The sequence below is a fragment of the uncultured Microbacterium sp. genome, assembly GCF_937927635.1.
GTDB lineage: Bacteria > Actinomycetota > Actinomycetes > Actinomycetales > Microbacteriaceae > Microbacterium.
In genome coordinates this window covers 68,848-84,068 of sequence record NZ_CALBRW010000024.1, presented here as the reverse complement: position 1 = coordinate 84,068, position 15,221 = coordinate 68,848, and the positions used below count along the sequence as shown (strand labels likewise).

The window sequence follows — 15,221 nt, the reverse complement described above, 5'->3', positions numbered from 1 at the left end:
ACGACCGTGATCCTGTCGTCGATTCCCAGCCCGGGCATCACCGGGTTCTCACTGGGCCCGTTCACGATCCGGTTCTATGCGCTGTTCATCATCGCCGGCATCATCGTCGCCACATGGCTCACCTCGAGGAGGCTCCGCCAGCGGGGGGCGGAACGAGGCATCGTCATCGACGTCGCGCTTTGGGCCGTGCCCGTGGGGATCATCGGCGGCCGGCTCTATCACGTCGTCACCCACCCGGGAGACTACTTCTACCCGGGCGCCGATCTGTGGCGGGTGTTCTACGTGTGGGAGGGCGGGCTCGCGATCTTCGGCGCCATCATGTTCGGTAGCGTCGGCGCCTTCATCGCCTGTCGCCGTGCCGGCTTGCGGTTTCTGTCGTTCGCCGACGCGCTCGTCCCGGGGCTGCTGATCGCGCAGGCGATCGGCCGGTTCGGGAACTACTTCAACCAGGAGCTGTTCGGCACCCCGACGGACCTACCCTGGGGGTTGCAGATCGACCCGTCCAGTCCGGCGTTTCCGCCAGGCCTGCCACCTGACACGCTCTTTCACCCGCTGTTCCTGTACGAGATGCTGTGGAACCTCGCCGGTGCCGCAGCCATCTTGCTGATCGAACGGAAGACCCCGCTGCGATGGGGCAAGGCCCTGGGCATGTATCTCATCATCTACGGGACTGGTCGGGCTTGGTTCGAGTCGTTCCGGCTTGACCCGACCGAGTTCGAGGTGGCCGGGCTGAAGATCAACATGCTCGCCGCCATGCTGGTCGCCGCCGGCGGCCTGGCCCTGTTCCTCATCCAGAGCCGACGTCACCCCGAGCCCGAGCTCTCCCCCTACCTGCCGGACCGCGCGCCCGCCGAGACCCCCTCCCCATCGCCGCAGAAATGACACCGACACGTGCCACAGGAACCGGCCCCGCTCGCACACGCCCGCCGCTGGGTCACATGATCAGGGCACCGCAGACCCCGCCGTCGGGAGGGGCGCAGCCGGAGGTGCACCGCTCCCCCGGTCTCGGATCCCGCAGCCCTGCGCCGCGCGTGCGGCCGCTGTTGCCGCTGTGGGCTGCGCTGCCGGCCGCGGCAGTGGCAGGGATCGTGATGGATCTCGCCTACCCCGATGTCGGGTTCTGGCCGGCGGCGTTCCTCGCCACCGGGCTCATGCTGCTGACCTTGATCGGCCGCAGCGTGTCCGGGGCCCTCACGGTCGGGCTGGTGTTCGGCCTGGTGTTCTTCTCGCTGCTGGTGCTGTGGACCTCCCGTTACCTCGGCCCGATCCCCTGGCTGGCGCTGACCGTGGTGGAGGGCTCTCTGACGGCGGTCGGGATGATCACGCTCACCCTGGCGTACCGGTGGCTGCCGCGCATCGCACCCGGCCCGGTCGGTCGGCTGGTCCTGCTTCCCGGGCTGATCGCCGCGCTGTGGACCGGCCGTGAGGTAGCCCTCGGGGCCTGGCCGTACGGCGGGTTGCCGTGGGCGCGCCTGGGGATGACCCAGTCCGAGAGTCCCACCGTGGAGCTGTCGTCCTGGGTCGGTGTCAGCGGGCTGAGCTTCCTGATGGTGCTCACCGTCGCGATCGCCGTCGAAGGGGTCCGCACCCACAGCTGGCGCAGACCATGGTCGGCGATGCTGCCGGTCACCATCATCGGCATCCTGCTGCTGGTGCCGGCCTTCCCCACCACCTCCGCGGGGTCGATGCGGATCGGCGCGGTCCAGGGCAACGGTCCGTCCGGATACTTCGACGACCGCCGGCCTGGGGCGATCGCCGACGCGCAGGCGGCGGCCACCGAGGACCTGTTCGATGAGAATCTTGACCTGCTGGTGTGGCCGGAAGGTCTGGACGCCGACCCGTTCCGCAGCGCCTCCCTCGCTGGCGTGCTCACCACGATCAGTCAGCGTGCGGGCGCCCCGCTGCTCGCCAACGCCGCGACCGGCGTCGACGACCGGCTCTACAACACCTCGTTCCTGTGGGATCCGAGGATCTCCCCCGCCCCCAGCCGGGATCAGGTGCAGACGCATGCGAAACGGCACCCGGTCCCGTTCGGGGAGTACGTGCCGGACAGGGCGTTCTACAACGCTCTGGCCCCCGACCTGGTCGGCCTGATCCAACGGGAATACACGCGCGGCACCGACATCCCGATGGCGTTCGTCGACGAGATTCCCGTCGGGCTGGCGATCTGCTTCGACGTCATCTACGACGAGGTGATCACGGAGAGCGTGACCGCCGGGGCGCAGGTGCTGGTGTTTCAGACCAACAACGCCGACTTCCGTGGCACCGACGAGAACCTGCAGCAACTCGCCTTCGCGCGGATGCGGGCGATCGAGACCGGCCGCAGCGTGGTGAACGTCTCCACCGTCGGGACCAGCCAGATCATCCGCCCCGACGGCACCACGGTCGCCTCACTGCCCGCCGGCGACTCGGGGACGATGACCGCGGACGTGCCATTGCGCACCGGCAGCACACCCGGTGTGCTCCTCGGGGCAACCGTGTCCGGCGTGCTGTTGTGGGGAGGGCTGATCTCCCTCGGCCTCAGCGGTCTGCTCATGGCGCGCAGCCAGCGGCGTGCGCAGCGTAGGCCGCATCCCGAGGAGGCGTACCATCCGGGGGTACGGTAAGCCGCGGCGGGTATCCTGGGGATGATGCTCGCCCCTTCCCAGATCTGGATCCGGCGGCCGCAACCGGTGCGGTGGCTGATCGTGGCATGTCTGGCCGCGATGGTGATCCTCGGTCTGATGGGGATGCACACGCTGTCCGTGGGGCACAGCGACCCGATGCCGACGGCCGGGATGACGGCGATGACCGAGCACGGCTCGCCCGAATCCGGCGTGGCTGTCTCCCCGGCGAGCGGCGTAGGGGGCGGGCATGAGCAGTCGAACCCCTGCGTGGGGTGCGGCGGCGGCGAAGGCCACGACGCCGCGATGATGGTGTGCGTGCTGGCTCTGCTGGGGTCGCTGCTGCTGATCCTGGTGCCGCTGTCTACGTCATGGCGGGTACGCGTCCCGGATCTTCGCCTTCGCGGGTTGCGGCCGCACGTGCCACAACCCAGCAAGCCGCCCTCACTCGTGGAGTTGTCGATCAGTCGTACGTGAGCGGACGAAACCCGGCAGCCCGCCGGGATACGCCATCCTGCCCGCAGACGGGCACTCACGTACACCCACGAAGAAGGACTGACTGATGATGAAGAAGATTCGTACGACGGCGCTGGTCGCCGTTCCCCTGGCCGGCGCGCTGCTCCTCGCGGGCTGCGCCGACAACGGCGGCTCCATGCCGGGCATGCCCGGCATGGGTGATGGCGGTTCGTCCGCGTCGCCGTCGGAGTCCGCAGAGGCGGACTTCAACATGGCCGATTCGATGTTCGCGATGATGATGATCCCGCACCACCAGCAGGCGGTCGAGATGAGCGACATGATCCTCGCCAAGAGCGACGTCGACCAGCAGGTACTGGACCTGGCGCAGCAGATCAAGGACGCCCAGCAGCCCGAGATCGACACGATGCAGGGCTGGCTCGACGACTGGGGTGTCTCCAGCGACAGCATGGACATGAGCGGTATGGACATGGGCGAAGACGGGATGATGTCGGAGGACGAGATGGCCGCCCTCAAGGCCGCGACCGGACCGGCCGCCGCCAAGATGTTCCTCGAGCAGATGATCGAGCACCACAAGGGCGCGATCCAGATGGCCGAGACCGAGCTGCAGGACGGGAAGAACGCCGACGCGAAGAAGCTCGCTCAGGCGGTCGTGGATACCCAGTCCGCGGAGATCACCACCATGCAGGAACTGCTCACGCAGCTCTGACCCGTCCCCGGTGGGGGCCGCCCCCGCGGCGCCCCCACCCTGACTCGTGGAAGGAGTGCGTGGTGCACTTCCGCAATCGCATCGTCCTGGGCGCCGCCGGCGCTCTCGCGACCGCCGTGACGCTCGTCGGCTGCGCGGCGACGCCCGACACCCCGACGGAGCAGCCCAGCGGGCTGCCCGCGCATGTGCACGCCGTCGTGGTCGCCCCGGCGTCGGACCAGCTCCTGTTGGGCACGCACGAGGGCGTCTACCCCGTGTCATCGACCGGCGAGCTCGGCGACCAGATCGGCGACACAGGCTTCGACGCGATGGGGCTCACCGCCACGTCGCAGGCCCTGATCGCATCCGGGCACCCCGGCCCGCAAACTCCGTCGAACCTGCCCGGCCCTAACCTTGGGATCATCCGCAGCAGTGACGGCGGCCTGAGCTGGGAGCCGGTGGCATTCACCGGCGAGAAGGACTTCCACGCCCTTGCCGCCGGCGCGGACGACACCGTCTACGGCATCGCCACCGACGGCAGCGACGTGCTGCGCAGCGACGACGGCGGCACCAGCTGGGCGCCCACCGGCGCCCGCCTTGAGGACACCGCCGGGATCGCGGTAGACACCACCGGGAGGGTGGTCGCCGCCACGCCCGCGGGGCTGCAGCTCAGCACCGACCGGGCCGTGTCGTTCGCGGCCTGGCCGGACGCTCCGCTGCTCTACACCGTGGGCGCGTCTCCGGATCGGGAGACGCTGGTCGGTGTAGCCACGGACGGGCGCGTCTGGCTGCTGACCGCCGACGAGGACCAGTGGCGGGAGTCCGGCATGGTCGAGGGTCAGGTGCAGGCGGTCGGGATCGCGGCCGACGGCATGATCGTCGTTGTCGATGAGGACAGCATCGTCATGCTGCCTCCGGGCGCGGCAGGCGCGCCCTAGTCCCCCACCCGTTCAGCGGAGCCGGGTTCGGATGCCGAGCGTGTCGTCGGTGCGCGCGATGGAGTCGCCGGCGTGGTCGCTCAGGCCGGTCAGCGCGCGGATCGCGTCGATGTTCTCCGGGATGACGATCGCCTGGTTGTCGACCATGTAGGCGTAGTACAGCTCGTCGCCGGTGACGGTGAGCATGTCCTCCCAGAGCCCGACCTCGTAGAGGCTCTCGTGCGGTCGGCCGAGATCGGCCATGAGCTCCTTGACGGTGTTGAGCGCGCCGAGCCCGTCGGCTGTGCGCAGCAGCGCGATCCTCGAGGAGGCGCCGAAGGCGCCGAGGATCTCCGGTTTCTCGGCGGGGCGGGTGAGCTGCACCGACCAGTAGTGCAGGTGGGCGATAGTCTCGGGGACCTTGACGGCCATCGTCACGACGTCGATGCCCGGGTCGACGTCCTGGGCATCGGGCCCTTGATGGCTCGGGATCGTCGCCTCCGGCACGAGGGTGTTCATGATGCCGCCGCGGTCGCTCTCCCACGGGTCGGTCGCGCGGCGCAGCAGGGTGCCGCGAGCCTTGGCCAGCAGACCAGCCCGTCGCAGGGCGCCGAGGGTGCGCACGATCGAGGTGGTGTTGCAGGAGACGACGCGAGTGGACTCCCGGCCGATGGCGGTGTCGAACGAGGTGTCAGCGACGAACGAGTGGCCGGTGAGCTGGTGCTGCTCGCCGCCCTGCACGATGAACTTCACGCCGTGCGCACGGTAGCGCGGGATGTTGCGCTCCGGGATGCCCTTCGGAGTGCAGTCGATGACAACATCGGTGCCGCCGAGCAGGTCCTCGAGCGTGCCGGCGGGGGGGAGCCCGGCGTCGCGCATCGCGTTGATGCGGGAGGGGTCTGCTGCGTAGAGCGGGACGCCGAGCTGTTCGAGCGGCCAGACCCGCCAGTCTGTGGTGAGGTCGGCGACGCCGACCAGGAGCATGTCGTCCTGGGCGGCTGACCGCCTCGGCGATGCGTTTGCCGATGACGCCGTACCCGTTGATGGCGACGTTGACGACCCGGGTTGCGCTCACGATGGCGCTCCTCTCTCTGGACCCTGCTCCTCGACCGACATCCCACTTCCGTCGCGGGTAGCATGTCGGTCGCCTCGAGGTGCCTACGGGAGTCGAACCCGTCTGGGCGGCTTTGCAGGCCGCTGCCTCGCCGCTCGGCCAAGGCACCAGGTTCCCGCCCGACGCGGGGCGGGGGAGGCCGGACGGTCGTCCGTCTGGTCCGGGTTAGGACCTGACCAGACGGGCGATCGCGTCGCTGGCTTCCTTGATCTTCTGCTCGGCCTGGTCGCCGTCCATCCGGGCTGCGTCGATCACACAGTGCTTGAGGTGATCGTCGAGCAGCCCGATCGCGACGGCCTGCAGGGCGCTGGTGAGGGCGCTGATCTGGGTGAGGATGTCGATGCAGTACTTCTCGTCATCGACCATCTTCGAGATCCCGCGCGCCTGACCCTCGATGCGCTTGAGCCGGTTCAGGTACTTGTCTTTGTCGGTGATGTACCCGTGAGTGGTGTGCGTCGTGTCGACGGTGGGTGTGGACATGGCCGGTTCCTTCGGTCAGCGGTCGAGGACCGCGCGGGTGCTCGCTTCGGGTGTGAGGTCGATTCGGCGCAGTAGCTGCGCGTTCAGGGCGACCACGACGGTGGACAGTGACATCAGGATCGCGCCGACCGACATGGGAAGGACGAACCCGATCGGGGCGAGCACGCCGGCGGCGAGCGGCACGGAGATCAGGTTGTAGCCTGCAGCCCACCACAGATTCTGCTTCATCTTCCCGTACGCCGCGCGGGAGAGCTGGATCACCGACAGCACCGACCGGGGGTCGGAGCTGGCGAGGATCACTCCGGCGGAGGCGATCGCGACGTCCGTGCCGGCGCCAATCGCGATGCCGACGTCGGCCTGTGCGAGGGCGGGGGCGTCGTTGACGCCGTCTCCGACCATGGCGACCTTGCGGCCTTCCTTCTGCAGCTCGGCGACCTTGCTGGACTTGTCCTCGGGGCGCACGTGCGCGAACACCCGGTCGATGCCCAGCTCGGTGCCGACGGCGTTCGCGACGGCTTCGGCGTCGCCGGTGATCATGACCACCTGCACGCCCAGCTTGTGCAGCGCCTCGACGGCTTCGCGGGACTCGGGACGGATCTCGTCGGCGAGCTTGAGCCCGCCGATGACTTTCCCGTCGCGGGTGACGTGCAGGATGATCGCGCCCTCGCCACGCCAGTTGTCAGCCTGGTCGACCTCACGGGCGCCGACCTCTTCGAGCAGGCGGGGTCCGCCGACGCGGATCTCCGCACCGTCGACGGTGGCGGTGACGCCGACCGCGGGTGAGGAGGTGAACCCGGTTGCCTTGGGTAGGGTGAGGTTCTTCTCCTGCGCGGCGCGGACGATGGCCTTGGCGAGCGGGTGCTCACTGTCGGCTTCGGCGGCGGCGGCGATCGCGAGCACCTGGTCAGCGTCCAGGTCACCGACCGGTTCCACGGCGGAGACGGTGGGCTCACCCTTGGTGAGGGTGCCGGTCTTGTCGAACAGGACGGTGTCGACGGTGCGCATGCTCTCCAGCGCGAGCCGGTCCTTCACCAGCACCCCGCCGCGGGCGGCGCGCTCGGTGGCGATGGAGACCACCAGGGGGATCGCGAGGCCCAGCGCGTGGGGGCAGGCGATGACCAGGACGGTGATGGTGCGGACGACGGCTTCGTCGGGGTTGCCGACGAGGGTCCACACCACCGCGGTGATGGCGGCGGCGATCAGCGCGAACCAGAACAGCAGGGCCGCGGCACGGTCCGCGATCCGCTGCGCGCGGGAGGAGGAGTTCTGCGCATCGGTGACCAGCCGCTGGATGCCGGCGAGGGTGGTTTCATCGCCGGTGGCGGTGACCTCCACCCGCAGGCCGGAGTCGGTGGCGACGGTGCCGGCGGTGACCGGGTCGCCGGTGCCGCGGGCGACCGGGCGGGACTCGCCGGTGACCATGGACTCGTCCATGTCGGCGCGGCCGTCGACGATCTTGCCGTCGGCGGGGACGCTGCCGCCGGGGCGGACCACGACGACATCGCCGACGGCCAGGTCGGCGGGTGAGACCTTGACGATCTGGTCCCCTTCGACCCGCTCGGCCTCATCGGGCAGCAGCGCGGCCAGGGTGTCCAGCGCGGAGCTGGTCTGTGCGAGGGAGCGCATCTCGATCCAGTGACCGAGCAGCATGATCACGATCAGCAGCGCCAGCTCCCACCAGAACTCGAGCTCGTGGTGCAGCAGCCCGAGGGTGGCACCCCAGGACGCGAAGAACGCGACCGTGATCGCCAGGCCGATCAGCAGCATCATGCCGGGCTTGCGGGAGCGCAGCTCGCTGACCGCGCCGGTCAGGAACGGCCACCCGCCCCACCCGTACATGACGGTGCCGAGCACCGGGGCGATGAACCGTGCCCAGCCGGGGACCTCGTAGCCGAGGATCATCGCGAACATCGGGGAGAACGCCACCACGGGGACGGCGATGATCAGGTTGATCCAGAACAGCCGCCGGAACTGCCCGACGTGGTCGCCGTGCCCGGCGTGACCGCCATGGCCTCCCCCGGAGTGGTCCATCCCGCCCGCATGCCCAGCGTGATCCATCTCAGCGCCGTGGCCGGTGTGTCCGCCCTGGGCGCTGTGGCCAGCGTGATCCATCCCGGCCGCGTGCCCAGCGTGCTCGGCGCTCGAGGTGCGGGCTGAGCTCATCGCGTCGTGGGTCTGTGTTGTGGCGGCACCGTGCCCCTCATGCCCATCAGCGAGGGCTTCGCCCCCCGCGCTCTGGTGGCGCGAGTGGTCGTGTGCGTTGGGATCTGTCATGGTCTGCTCCTCATCGTCCAAAGGGAACGAGTGTGATCTCACACCCTGTTCTGAGCTGTCGTGCCGCCTTCGCCTTCCCAGCGGTCGAGCGAATAGATCTTGGAGCGGCCGAACTTCAGCCGCACGCCATACCCGCCGTCAGGTCCGTCGTCAGGGAGAAACTCGGCGCCTAGGGACTCGAGCGCGGCGCGGAGCCGGCTTTGCTGCTCGCTAGACATCCGGTCTCCCCCCTTCTCGAAGTCACGCAGCTCATCCCTGGTGACCTCCGCTTCCTGTGCGACGTATTGAGCGCTTACCTGCACCAGGATGCGAGCGGCACGGGCCAGGTCGCCGTTGAAGACCTGCTGACTCGCTCCCTCGGCCAGCGCACGACGGGCGTGCTCGATCGCCTGGAGGTCGCGGTGGTCCTCTGAACGTGCCTGCGGGTCGATCATCAGTCAAGTTCCCTGTGCCGTGTGGTTGTTCGAGTCTGCCGTGCCGGTCCCGGTGGAGGCGAGGGCTTCCGCGTCAGGAGCGGCGGGGGTGTAGAGCTTGGGCATCCAGCCGAAGACGGCGGGGGCGGCGTCCAAGCCGAGCACACCCACCGGGAGACCGTCGCGCTGCTGAATGATCACCAGTGGGTCGGTGCTCTCCGTGCGGCTGCTGGTGTGGTCACTGGTCAGTCCGGCCCCGGCGATCATCGCGCCGTGGACGGTGGCGGTGAACGGGGCGCGGGGCTGGTAGCTGCCGGGCTGCTCCCCCGCGCCGAGATCGGCGAGGAGGGTGCGGGCGGCGTGCTCGCCCTGCGCGGCCGCGTCGGACCAGTGATCGATCCGCCACACGCCCAGGGTGGGGTCATCGTGCACGGCGACACCGCCGGCGGCGTAGACGTGCGCGGCCGCGGCGCGCAGGCTGTCGTCGACCGCCACAGGCCCGTCCCAGGGGGACGGTGCGGTGGGGGTGGTGCCGTGCGCCACGATCAGCAGGTCGGCGGGCAGCTCGGTGCCGTCATCGAATGTCAGCTCGAGGCGGTCGCCGGTTTCACGGACCGCGGTCAGCGTGCGACCGAATGCGGTGTCCAGGTGCTGCTGGTGCGCGGTGGCCAGCCGCTGCGCGAGCTCGTCGCCGAACACGGTGGCACCGGGGGTCTGTGTGCGGGCGAGGAGGGTGATCTGATGCCCACGTTCGCGCAGCAGTGTTGCGGTCTCCGCGGCGACAAGCCCGGCACCGGAGATGACCACCTGCGCGGGCCGTCCGAGGCCGGTGAGAAGATTCCGGACCGCGATGGCGTCATCCAGAGAGTGCAGCGTGGTGATTCGGTCCGATGAGGCCCCGCGAACGCTGTCTCCGGGGAGGCGTGGCACACTGCCGGTGGCGAGAATGAGTGCGTCGTAGTCCTCGACACGGCCGGACGCGAACCGCACCGTCTTCGTGTCCGTGTCTACCTCGAGGACGGTGTCACCGAGCGCTTCGACGCCGGGGATGACGGCCTGTTCGGGAGTCAGCAAGCCGATCGCGACTCCCTTGTTCACGAGGGTGCGGTTGTAGGGGGTTTCGTCGGTGCGGCCGATCAGGGTGACGGTCACCGCATCCGAGCCCGCGAGAACGCGGGCAGCGGACGTGCCGGCGGCGCCGGCACCCAGGACGAGAACCTTCTGGGGGGACATTTCGCTCCTTGATGGCTGATGGTGGGGCCCGAGGACACGGCGGCTCTCGGGCCCCGAAGGGCTGGCCGTCAGGCGGCCTTGACGTACTTTTCGGGGTCGGCGTCGAAGAGCGGACCGCACGCGGCGCAGCAGAACCAGTACCGCTCGCCTTCGTAGTCCCGGTACAGGCCCTGGGCTTCGGCGACGCTCTTGCTGACGGTGCTGCCGGGCATCACGGGACAGACGACGACATCGTCCGCGTCGGCGGGGGCCTCGTGGTGGTGGTCGTGGTCGTGGCTCATGGCGGGTGTTCTTTCTGTCGGTGGTCGACGGCGGGATGGCCGTCGGTCCGGCACGGTGTGCGCCTGGGACTCCCCTAGCGTATACCCCGTATGGGTATCACAACAGGCGGGTGCCGCCTGCTATTCCCGTCCGGGGCTACCTCATTGGCGGTAGGCGAGGACGGTCATCATGCCGGCCTCGCCGTGGTAGATGTTGTGGCAGTGGGCCATCCACCGTCCGGGATTGTCGGCGTCGAACTCCAGCTCGAGCGTTTGCTTGGGAAGCACGATGGAGGTGTCTTTGCGGGGGCCGCCGCCGGTGTGCTGGTAGGTGTGCCCGTGCAGGTGGAACGGGTGCCACATGTCGGTGTCGTTGGTGACGGTCAGCCGCACCCGTTCGCCCGCGGTGAGCGGGTGCGCGTCGCGGAGTGGGTCGTGCATGTCGAACTGGCGGCCGTTGAAGCCCCAGTCGTAGGCGGCCATGCTGCCGGTGAGGGTCAGCGCGATCGTGCGGTCGACGTCACGCCGTCCGAGGGTGACCGCGGAGGCCGCGGCCAGCAGCTCGGCGGTCGCCACCTGGGAGCCCTCCCCCAGCTCGGTGATCTGCACGTCCGCGGCCGGAGCCTGCCCGCCGCCGGTGCGGACGAGCGCGAAGCCGCGTTCGCGTTTGCCTTCGGCGTCGGCGATGAACGGGAACACCCCGTCGCCGAGGGTGACGAGCACGTCGTAGCGTTCGCCCATCCCCAGCAGGACGCTGTCGACCTCGACCGGGTCGACGGGGTACCCGTCGGTGTGGGTGACGGTGAGGCGGTGCCCGCCGAGCGCGACCCGGAAGGCGGTGTCTCCGCCGGCGTTGATCAGGCGGATCCGGACCCGGGACCCGGGGGTGCCGGTGAACTGGGCGGGGTCGGCGGCGGGTTTGCCGTTGATCAGGTAGTGCGGGTAGTAGACGTCGCCGGCGTCACCGCCGAGCAGGTCGGAGTTCGCGCCCATCAGCATGTTGCCCATTCGCATGAACATGTCCTCCATCCCGCCCATGTCCCCCATCCCCTTGCGCAGCTGCTCGAGCACCTCGTCGGGGGTGGCGGTGACCCCGTCGAGCCAATCGTCGAGGACGATGACCCACTCGTCGTCGTAGCGGAGCGGTTCGTTCGGGTCCTCGACGACCACGACGCCGTACAGGCCGCTGTCCAGCTGTGCGCCGACGTGCGGGTGGAACCAGTGCGTGCCCGGATCGGGAGCGATGAACTCGTACCGGAAGGAGTCGTCGGCGGCGATGGGCTGCTGGGTGAGCGGGGGGACGCCGTCCATGTCGTTGCGCAGCGCGAGCCCGTGCCAGTGCACGGACGTGTCGAAGGGAAGGTCGTTGCGGACGGTGGCCTGAAGGGTGTCGCCGGCGCGAACGCGGATCACGGGGCCGGGGATGCTGCCGTAGGAGAACGTGGAGGCTGGCTTCCCAGCCAGGTCCAGGGTCGCGGCCGCAGCGGTCAGGCTCGCGGTGACGACGCGGCCGGTGCTGCGCCGGTCCTTCTCCGTGCGGTCAACGGCGCCCCCAGTGGGCGGCACCCAGGCGGGGGCGGGCGTGCAGGAGGCGAGAGCGGCGATGGCAACGGCACCCACTCCGAGGGAGAGGAAGCCTCGCCTGGTCACCAGCAGCGGTGGGCGGGAGGTGGGAGCTGTCATGATCTCACGGTTCCTTTCTGATGAGGAGACACAGATGTTGAATCGGCACCGGCACGGTCGGTCAGCCGTAGCCGGGCGACGGTGGCGGTGCCGCTCAGCAGCACGACCACCGCACCGAGCGCGATCGCGGCACCGGGGAGGGTGAGCAGGGGCACGAGGAGTCCGGCCAGCACGGTGGGGACGGACATGGCGAGGTAGGAGATCGTGTAGATGACCGCCATGACTCTCGCTCGCTGCTCGGGATCCACGTGCGGCAGCAGAGTACGCATCGCGCCCATGAAGGCGGTGCCGAAGCCCGCCCCGACGATCGCGACGCTGGCGAGGTAGCCGGGGAAGCTGTGCACGGACAGGGCGAGCACGCTGAACAGTGTGCCCAGACCTAGGGAGACGCTGCCGAACAGGCTGATGCGTCGCGGGCGGGAGCGGTGCAGCAGGAGCGCCGCGGCGACTCCGGCCGCGGCCAGCACGAGGATCGACAGGGCTTCCTCGACGTGGGTATGAGCCGCGAACTGAGTGGCGATGATCACCGTGCCCAGCGCGAGAAACATCCCGTTGGTGACCCATCCAGCGATCACGGCCGGGACGACGGAGAAGAGGACGCGTCTGGTCGGGGCGGAGATCCGCTCCCGCCTTCGCGGGGTGCGGCGCTCATCACGCAACTGCGCGTGGTGCGGTTCCGGGATGATCCCGGCGGTTCCGGCAATCAGGACGAACAGGGCGGCCAGGACCAGGAAGACGGTGCCGGCGTCGATGCCATGCAGATCGAGTAGTCCTGCCGCGGAGATCGCCCCGATGCCGAGCCCGGCCATCGGGGCGGCGGTGTTGGCCAGTGCGGCGGCCCCCGGCCGGCCGGCAGGTTCGAAATCCACCATCATTGCGTTCATGGCGGGGATGAGCAGTCCTGCCGCCAGCCCCTGCAGCGCGCGGGCGGCGAGCAGTGCGGTGAAGGAGTCGGCTGCCCAGAACAGCAGCAGGCTGGCAGCGAGTAGGAGAGCTCCGAAGACCAGGACGCGGCGGCGCCCGAACCGGTCGGACGCGGATCCGAGCACGAGGAGTGCGATCAGGAGGGGGATGGCGTAGATGGCGAAGATGACGGTGGCGGCGACCGGCGGCAGCTGCAGGTCTTGGATGAGCTGAGGGTAGAAGGGAGAGGGTGCGGATGCCGCGGCCATCAGCAGCACGGTGCCGGTGACGCTGAGACAGAAGCCGCCGCGTGCGCGGCTGATCCGGGTGGGTGCGCTCATACCGCCGCCTCGTGCAGCCGTGCCGCATTCTGATGCACCGCGGTGACTTGGTCGACTCCGGTGACGCCGACGATCGTGTCGCCCGCCATGTGCATGACAAGAGTGTCGTCGGGGAAGATGTGCTCGTTCGTGGTGGTGGTGTAGCCGATGCCGGAGATCGCCGTGCCGTGGATCAGCGCGCCGTACGGGCTGCGCGGTCGGTACGGGCCGGGGTCGTCACCGTCGAGGTGGTCGTGCAGCAGGGCGGCCGCCGCGTGGGCGCCCTGCGCGGCCGCGTCGGCCCAGTGGTCGATGCGCCAGGTGCCGAGGTGGTCGTCATGATGCGTCGCGGCGCCGCCGGCGCCGTAGATGCCTGGTGTACCCGAGCGCAGGTGGTCGTCGACGTCGACTCCGCGGATGAACGGGTGGGGTCCGGTCGGGAAGCTCCCCAGCGCGATGATGAGCAGGTCCGCCGAGAGGGTGGTCGTGTCGTCCAACGTGATTCCCAACAGGGGGCCGCGGTCATGGAGCTCGGTGATCGTGCGGCCGAGGAAGGTCGTGACGCGCCCGCGGTGCGTGTCCGCTATGCGGGCGGCGAGGAGCGTGCCGAATGCGGCCTGTCCGGGAATGCGGGCACGGCTGATCAGGGCAGCGTGGTGTCCCGCCTCGCGGAGGGCAGAGACGGTCTCCGCCCCAGTGAATCCGCCCCCGTAGACGGCAACCCGTTTCGGGCCGGGCCGGTGCGTAAGGATGCTCCGGATCCTGTCGGCGTCGTCGAGGGTGTGCAGGGTGAGAGTTCTCGGGGTGACGGCGGGATCATCGACACCGGGGAGGGCGGGATCCAGCGGGCGGGGGTGGCTGCCGGTGGCCACGATGAGTGAGTCGAACGACAGCGGAGCTTCCGTGCTCAGCCGAACCGTCCGGGTGAACCGGTCGACACTGGTGACGGTGTCGCGGACGACAGTGATCTCGGGCAGGTGCGCCTGGATGCTCTCCGCGAGGGTCGGGCCGAAAGCGATGCCTGTGATGTGCATGCGGATGTAGGGGGTCTCATCGGTGCGGGCGACGAGGGTGACGGCAACACCGTCGCGGCGCGAGAGAACCCGTGCGGCGGCGACACCTGCGGCCCCGGCACCGAGGATGACGACGTGGTGAACGGTCATGGGTACAGCTCGCTTCCGCTGTGAGGGGTCGGGGCCGCAGCGCTGCGAACGAGAGGGGGTCAGGGCTGGATCAGCCGGCCGATAGCCGCGGACATCGCCGTGATCGTCAGCTCGTCATCGAGGGTGCCTGTGGCGTTCGCGTGGCGGAGGTGGTCGTCGAGGAGGCTCAGTGCCACGCCTTCCAGTGCGCGTTTGCTGGCGGAGATCTGGGTGAGGGTGTCGATGCAGGGGCGTTCTTGCTCGATCATGCGGGTGATTCCGCGGAGCTGTCCCTCGAGGCGGCGGAGCCGGTTGCGGTAGGTGCGCGGGTCGGTGATGTAGCCGTCCGCGGCGGGTGTGGGGATGGTCATGGTGGGGTGTCCGTGTCCCGGGCCCACACGGTGGGTGTGGGCCCGGGAGTGAGGATCAGGCCATGGCGGCGGCGTACTTGGCCGGGTCCGCGTCGAACGCGGGACCGCAGCCGGCGCAGCAGAAGTAGTACCGCTCGCCCTCGTAGTCGCGGAACAGGCCGGCGGCCTCGGCGGTGGCCTTATTGACGGGGGTGCCGGTCATGACCGGGCAAGTCGTCATGTCAGCGCCGGTGGTGCCGTCGAGGAGGTTCTCGCGTCCGCCGGGGGCGGGGGCGCTGGTGCTGCAACAGCTGGACATGGGTGGTGTTCCTTCCGATGTGGGTGATGGGTGCGCTGGCGGGTGGGC

General features: G+C 69.5%; 16 protein-coding genes and 1 tRNA gene. 5 read left to right on the top strand and 12 right to left on the bottom strand.

The annotated features are described in order from the left end of the window. Window positions 1-6 precede the first annotated feature (6 nt). The 5 genes from lgt (at window position 7) to Q0568_RS12020 (ending at window position 4,703) form a co-directional block, all read left to right on the top strand. Window positions 7-882 carry a prolipoprotein diacylglyceryl transferase gene (gene lgt / locus Q0568_RS12040; protein WP_298866816.1) on the top strand — a complete coding sequence of 292 codons (876 nt, stop codon included), beginning with the start codon at window positions 7-9 and terminating at the stop codon, window positions 880-882. 56 nt (window positions 883-938) lie between these two features. Continuing rightward, window positions 939-2,606 carry an apolipoprotein N-acyltransferase gene (gene lnt, locus Q0568_RS12035; protein ID WP_298866814.1) on the top strand — a complete coding sequence of 556 codons (1,668 nt, stop codon included), beginning with the start codon at window positions 939-941 and terminating at the stop codon, window positions 2,604-2,606. A 24-nt stretch (window positions 2,607-2,630) separates the two neighbouring features. Further along, window positions 2,631-3,080 carry a DUF6153 family protein gene (locus Q0568_RS12030; RefSeq protein WP_298866812.1) on the top strand — a complete coding sequence of 150 codons (450 nt, stop codon included), beginning with the start codon at window positions 2,631-2,633 and terminating at the stop codon, window positions 3,078-3,080. Window positions 3,081-3,165: 85 nt separating this feature from the next. Next, a complete protein-coding gene (locus tag Q0568_RS12025) occupies window positions 3,166-3,786 on the top strand; it encodes a DUF305 domain-containing protein (protein WP_366941409.1) in 621 nt (206 codons plus the stop codon). A gap of 62 nt (window positions 3,787-3,848) precedes the next feature. Next, window positions 3,849-4,703, top strand: coding sequence for a F510_1955 family glycosylhydrolase (locus Q0568_RS12020; RefSeq protein ID WP_298866810.1), 855 nt, complete (start codon window positions 3,849-3,851; stop codon window positions 4,701-4,703). A gap of 12 nt (window positions 4,704-4,715) precedes the next feature. Here Q0568_RS12020 and Q0568_RS12015 read toward each other — a convergent pair whose 3' ends face one another. The 12 genes from Q0568_RS12015 to Q0568_RS11960 form a co-directional block, all read right to left on the bottom strand. Continuing rightward, window positions 4,716-5,666, bottom strand: a complete 951-nt coding sequence (locus tag Q0568_RS12015) for a type II glyceraldehyde-3-phosphate dehydrogenase (protein WP_298866808.1) — start codon at window positions 5,664-5,666, stop codon at window positions 4,716-4,718. A gap of 168 nt (window positions 5,667-5,834) precedes the next feature. Continuing rightward, window positions 5,835-5,905, bottom strand: a tRNA-Cys gene (locus tag Q0568_RS12010). A gap of 56 nt (window positions 5,906-5,961) precedes the next feature. Beyond that, a complete protein-coding gene (locus Q0568_RS12005; RefSeq protein ID WP_061018364.1) occupies window positions 5,962-6,276 on the bottom strand; it encodes a metal-sensitive transcriptional regulator in 315 nt (104 codons plus the stop codon). 15 nt (window positions 6,277-6,291) lie between these two features. Further along, window positions 6,292-8,307, bottom strand: a complete 2,016-nt coding sequence (locus tag Q0568_RS12000; protein ID WP_298866805.1) for a heavy metal translocating P-type ATPase — start codon at window positions 8,305-8,307, stop codon at window positions 6,292-6,294. 281 nt (window positions 8,308-8,588) lie between these two features. Next, a complete protein-coding gene (locus Q0568_RS11995; RefSeq protein WP_298866803.1) occupies window positions 8,589-8,984 on the bottom strand; it encodes an XRE family transcriptional regulator in 396 nt (131 codons plus the stop codon). A 3-nt stretch (window positions 8,985-8,987) separates the two neighbouring features. Then, complete coding sequence (locus Q0568_RS11990; RefSeq protein ID WP_298866801.1) at window positions 8,988-10,196, bottom strand: NAD(P)/FAD-dependent oxidoreductase; 1,209 nt, start codon at window positions 10,194-10,196, stop codon at window positions 8,988-8,990. Window positions 10,197-10,264: 68 nt separating this feature from the next. Next, complete coding sequence (locus Q0568_RS11985) at window positions 10,265-10,477, bottom strand: YHS domain-containing protein (protein WP_298866799.1); 213 nt, start codon at window positions 10,475-10,477, stop codon at window positions 10,265-10,267. Window positions 10,478-10,618: 141 nt separating this feature from the next. After that, window positions 10,619-12,139: a multicopper oxidase family protein gene (locus tag Q0568_RS11980; protein WP_298866797.1), complete on the bottom strand. Its 1,521-nt coding sequence runs from the start codon at window positions 12,137-12,139 to the stop codon at window positions 10,619-10,621. Continuing rightward, a complete protein-coding gene (locus Q0568_RS11975; RefSeq protein WP_298866795.1) occupies window positions 12,136-13,383 on the bottom strand; it encodes an MFS transporter in 1,248 nt (415 codons plus the stop codon). Before Q0568_RS11975 ends, Q0568_RS11980 begins: the two co-directional genes overlap by 4 nt. Further along, complete coding sequence (locus Q0568_RS11970; protein ID WP_298866793.1) at window positions 13,380-14,525, bottom strand: NAD(P)/FAD-dependent oxidoreductase; 1,146 nt, start codon at window positions 14,523-14,525, stop codon at window positions 13,380-13,382. The genes Q0568_RS11975 and Q0568_RS11970 overlap by 4 nt, the downstream gene beginning before the upstream one ends. Window positions 14,526-14,584: 59 nt before the next feature. Next, a complete protein-coding gene (locus Q0568_RS11965; protein ID WP_298866791.1) occupies window positions 14,585-14,875 on the bottom strand; it encodes a metal-sensitive transcriptional regulator in 291 nt (96 codons plus the stop codon). A gap of 55 nt (window positions 14,876-14,930) precedes the next feature. Beyond that, a complete protein-coding gene (locus tag Q0568_RS11960; protein WP_298866789.1) occupies window positions 14,931-15,173 on the bottom strand; it encodes a YHS domain-containing protein in 243 nt (80 codons plus the stop codon). Between the last annotated feature and the right edge of the window lie 48 nt (window positions 15,174-15,221).

Bases quoted from the DNA above. Each gene is read 5' to 3' on its own strand.
- Q0568_RS11975 (WP_298866795.1), bottom strand. From the start codon at position 13,383: ATGAGCGCACCCACCCGGATCAGCCGCGCACGCGGCGGCTTCTGTCTC.
- lnt (WP_298866814.1), top strand. From the start codon at position 939: ATGATCAGGGCACCGCAGACCCCGCCGTCGGGAGGGGCGCAGCCGGAG.
- Q0568_RS11965 (WP_298866791.1), bottom strand. From the start codon at position 14,875: ATGACCATCCCCACACCCGCCGCGGACGGCTACATCACCGACCCGCGC.
- Q0568_RS11990 (WP_298866801.1), bottom strand. From the start codon at position 10,196: ATGTCCCCCCAGAAGGTTCTCGTCCTGGGTGCCGGCGCCGCCGGCACG.
- Q0568_RS12015 (WP_298866808.1), bottom strand. From the start codon at position 5,666: ATGCTCCTGGTCGGCGTCGCCGACCTCACCACAGACTGGCGGGTCTGG.
- Q0568_RS11995 (WP_298866803.1), bottom strand. From the start codon at position 8,984: ATGATCGACCCGCAGGCACGTTCAGAGGACCACCGCGACCTCCAGGCG.
- Q0568_RS11980 (WP_298866797.1), bottom strand. From the start codon at position 12,139: ATGACAGCTCCCACCTCCCGCCCACCGCTGCTGGTGACCAGGCGAGGC.
- Q0568_RS11985 (WP_298866799.1), bottom strand. From the start codon at position 10,477: ATGAGCCACGACCACGACCACCACCACGAGGCCCCCGCCGACGCGGAC.
- Q0568_RS11960 (WP_298866789.1), bottom strand. From the start codon at position 15,173: ATGTCCAGCTGTTGCAGCACCAGCGCCCCCGCCCCCGGCGGACGCGAG.
- Q0568_RS12000 (WP_298866805.1), bottom strand. From the start codon at position 8,307: ATGGACCACTCCGGGGGAGGCCATGGCGGTCACGCCGGGCACGGCGAC.
- Q0568_RS12025 (WP_366941409.1), top strand. From the start codon at position 3,166: ATGATGAAGAAGATTCGTACGACGGCGCTGGTCGCCGTTCCCCTGGCC.
- Q0568_RS12030 (WP_298866812.1), top strand. From the start codon at position 2,631: ATGCTCGCCCCTTCCCAGATCTGGATCCGGCGGCCGCAACCGGTGCGG.
- Q0568_RS11970 (WP_298866793.1), bottom strand. From the start codon at position 14,525: ATGACCGTTCACCACGTCGTCATCCTCGGTGCCGGGGCCGCAGGTGTC.
- Q0568_RS12005 (WP_061018364.1), bottom strand. From the start codon at position 6,276: ATGTCCACACCCACCGTCGACACGACGCACACCACTCACGGGTACATC.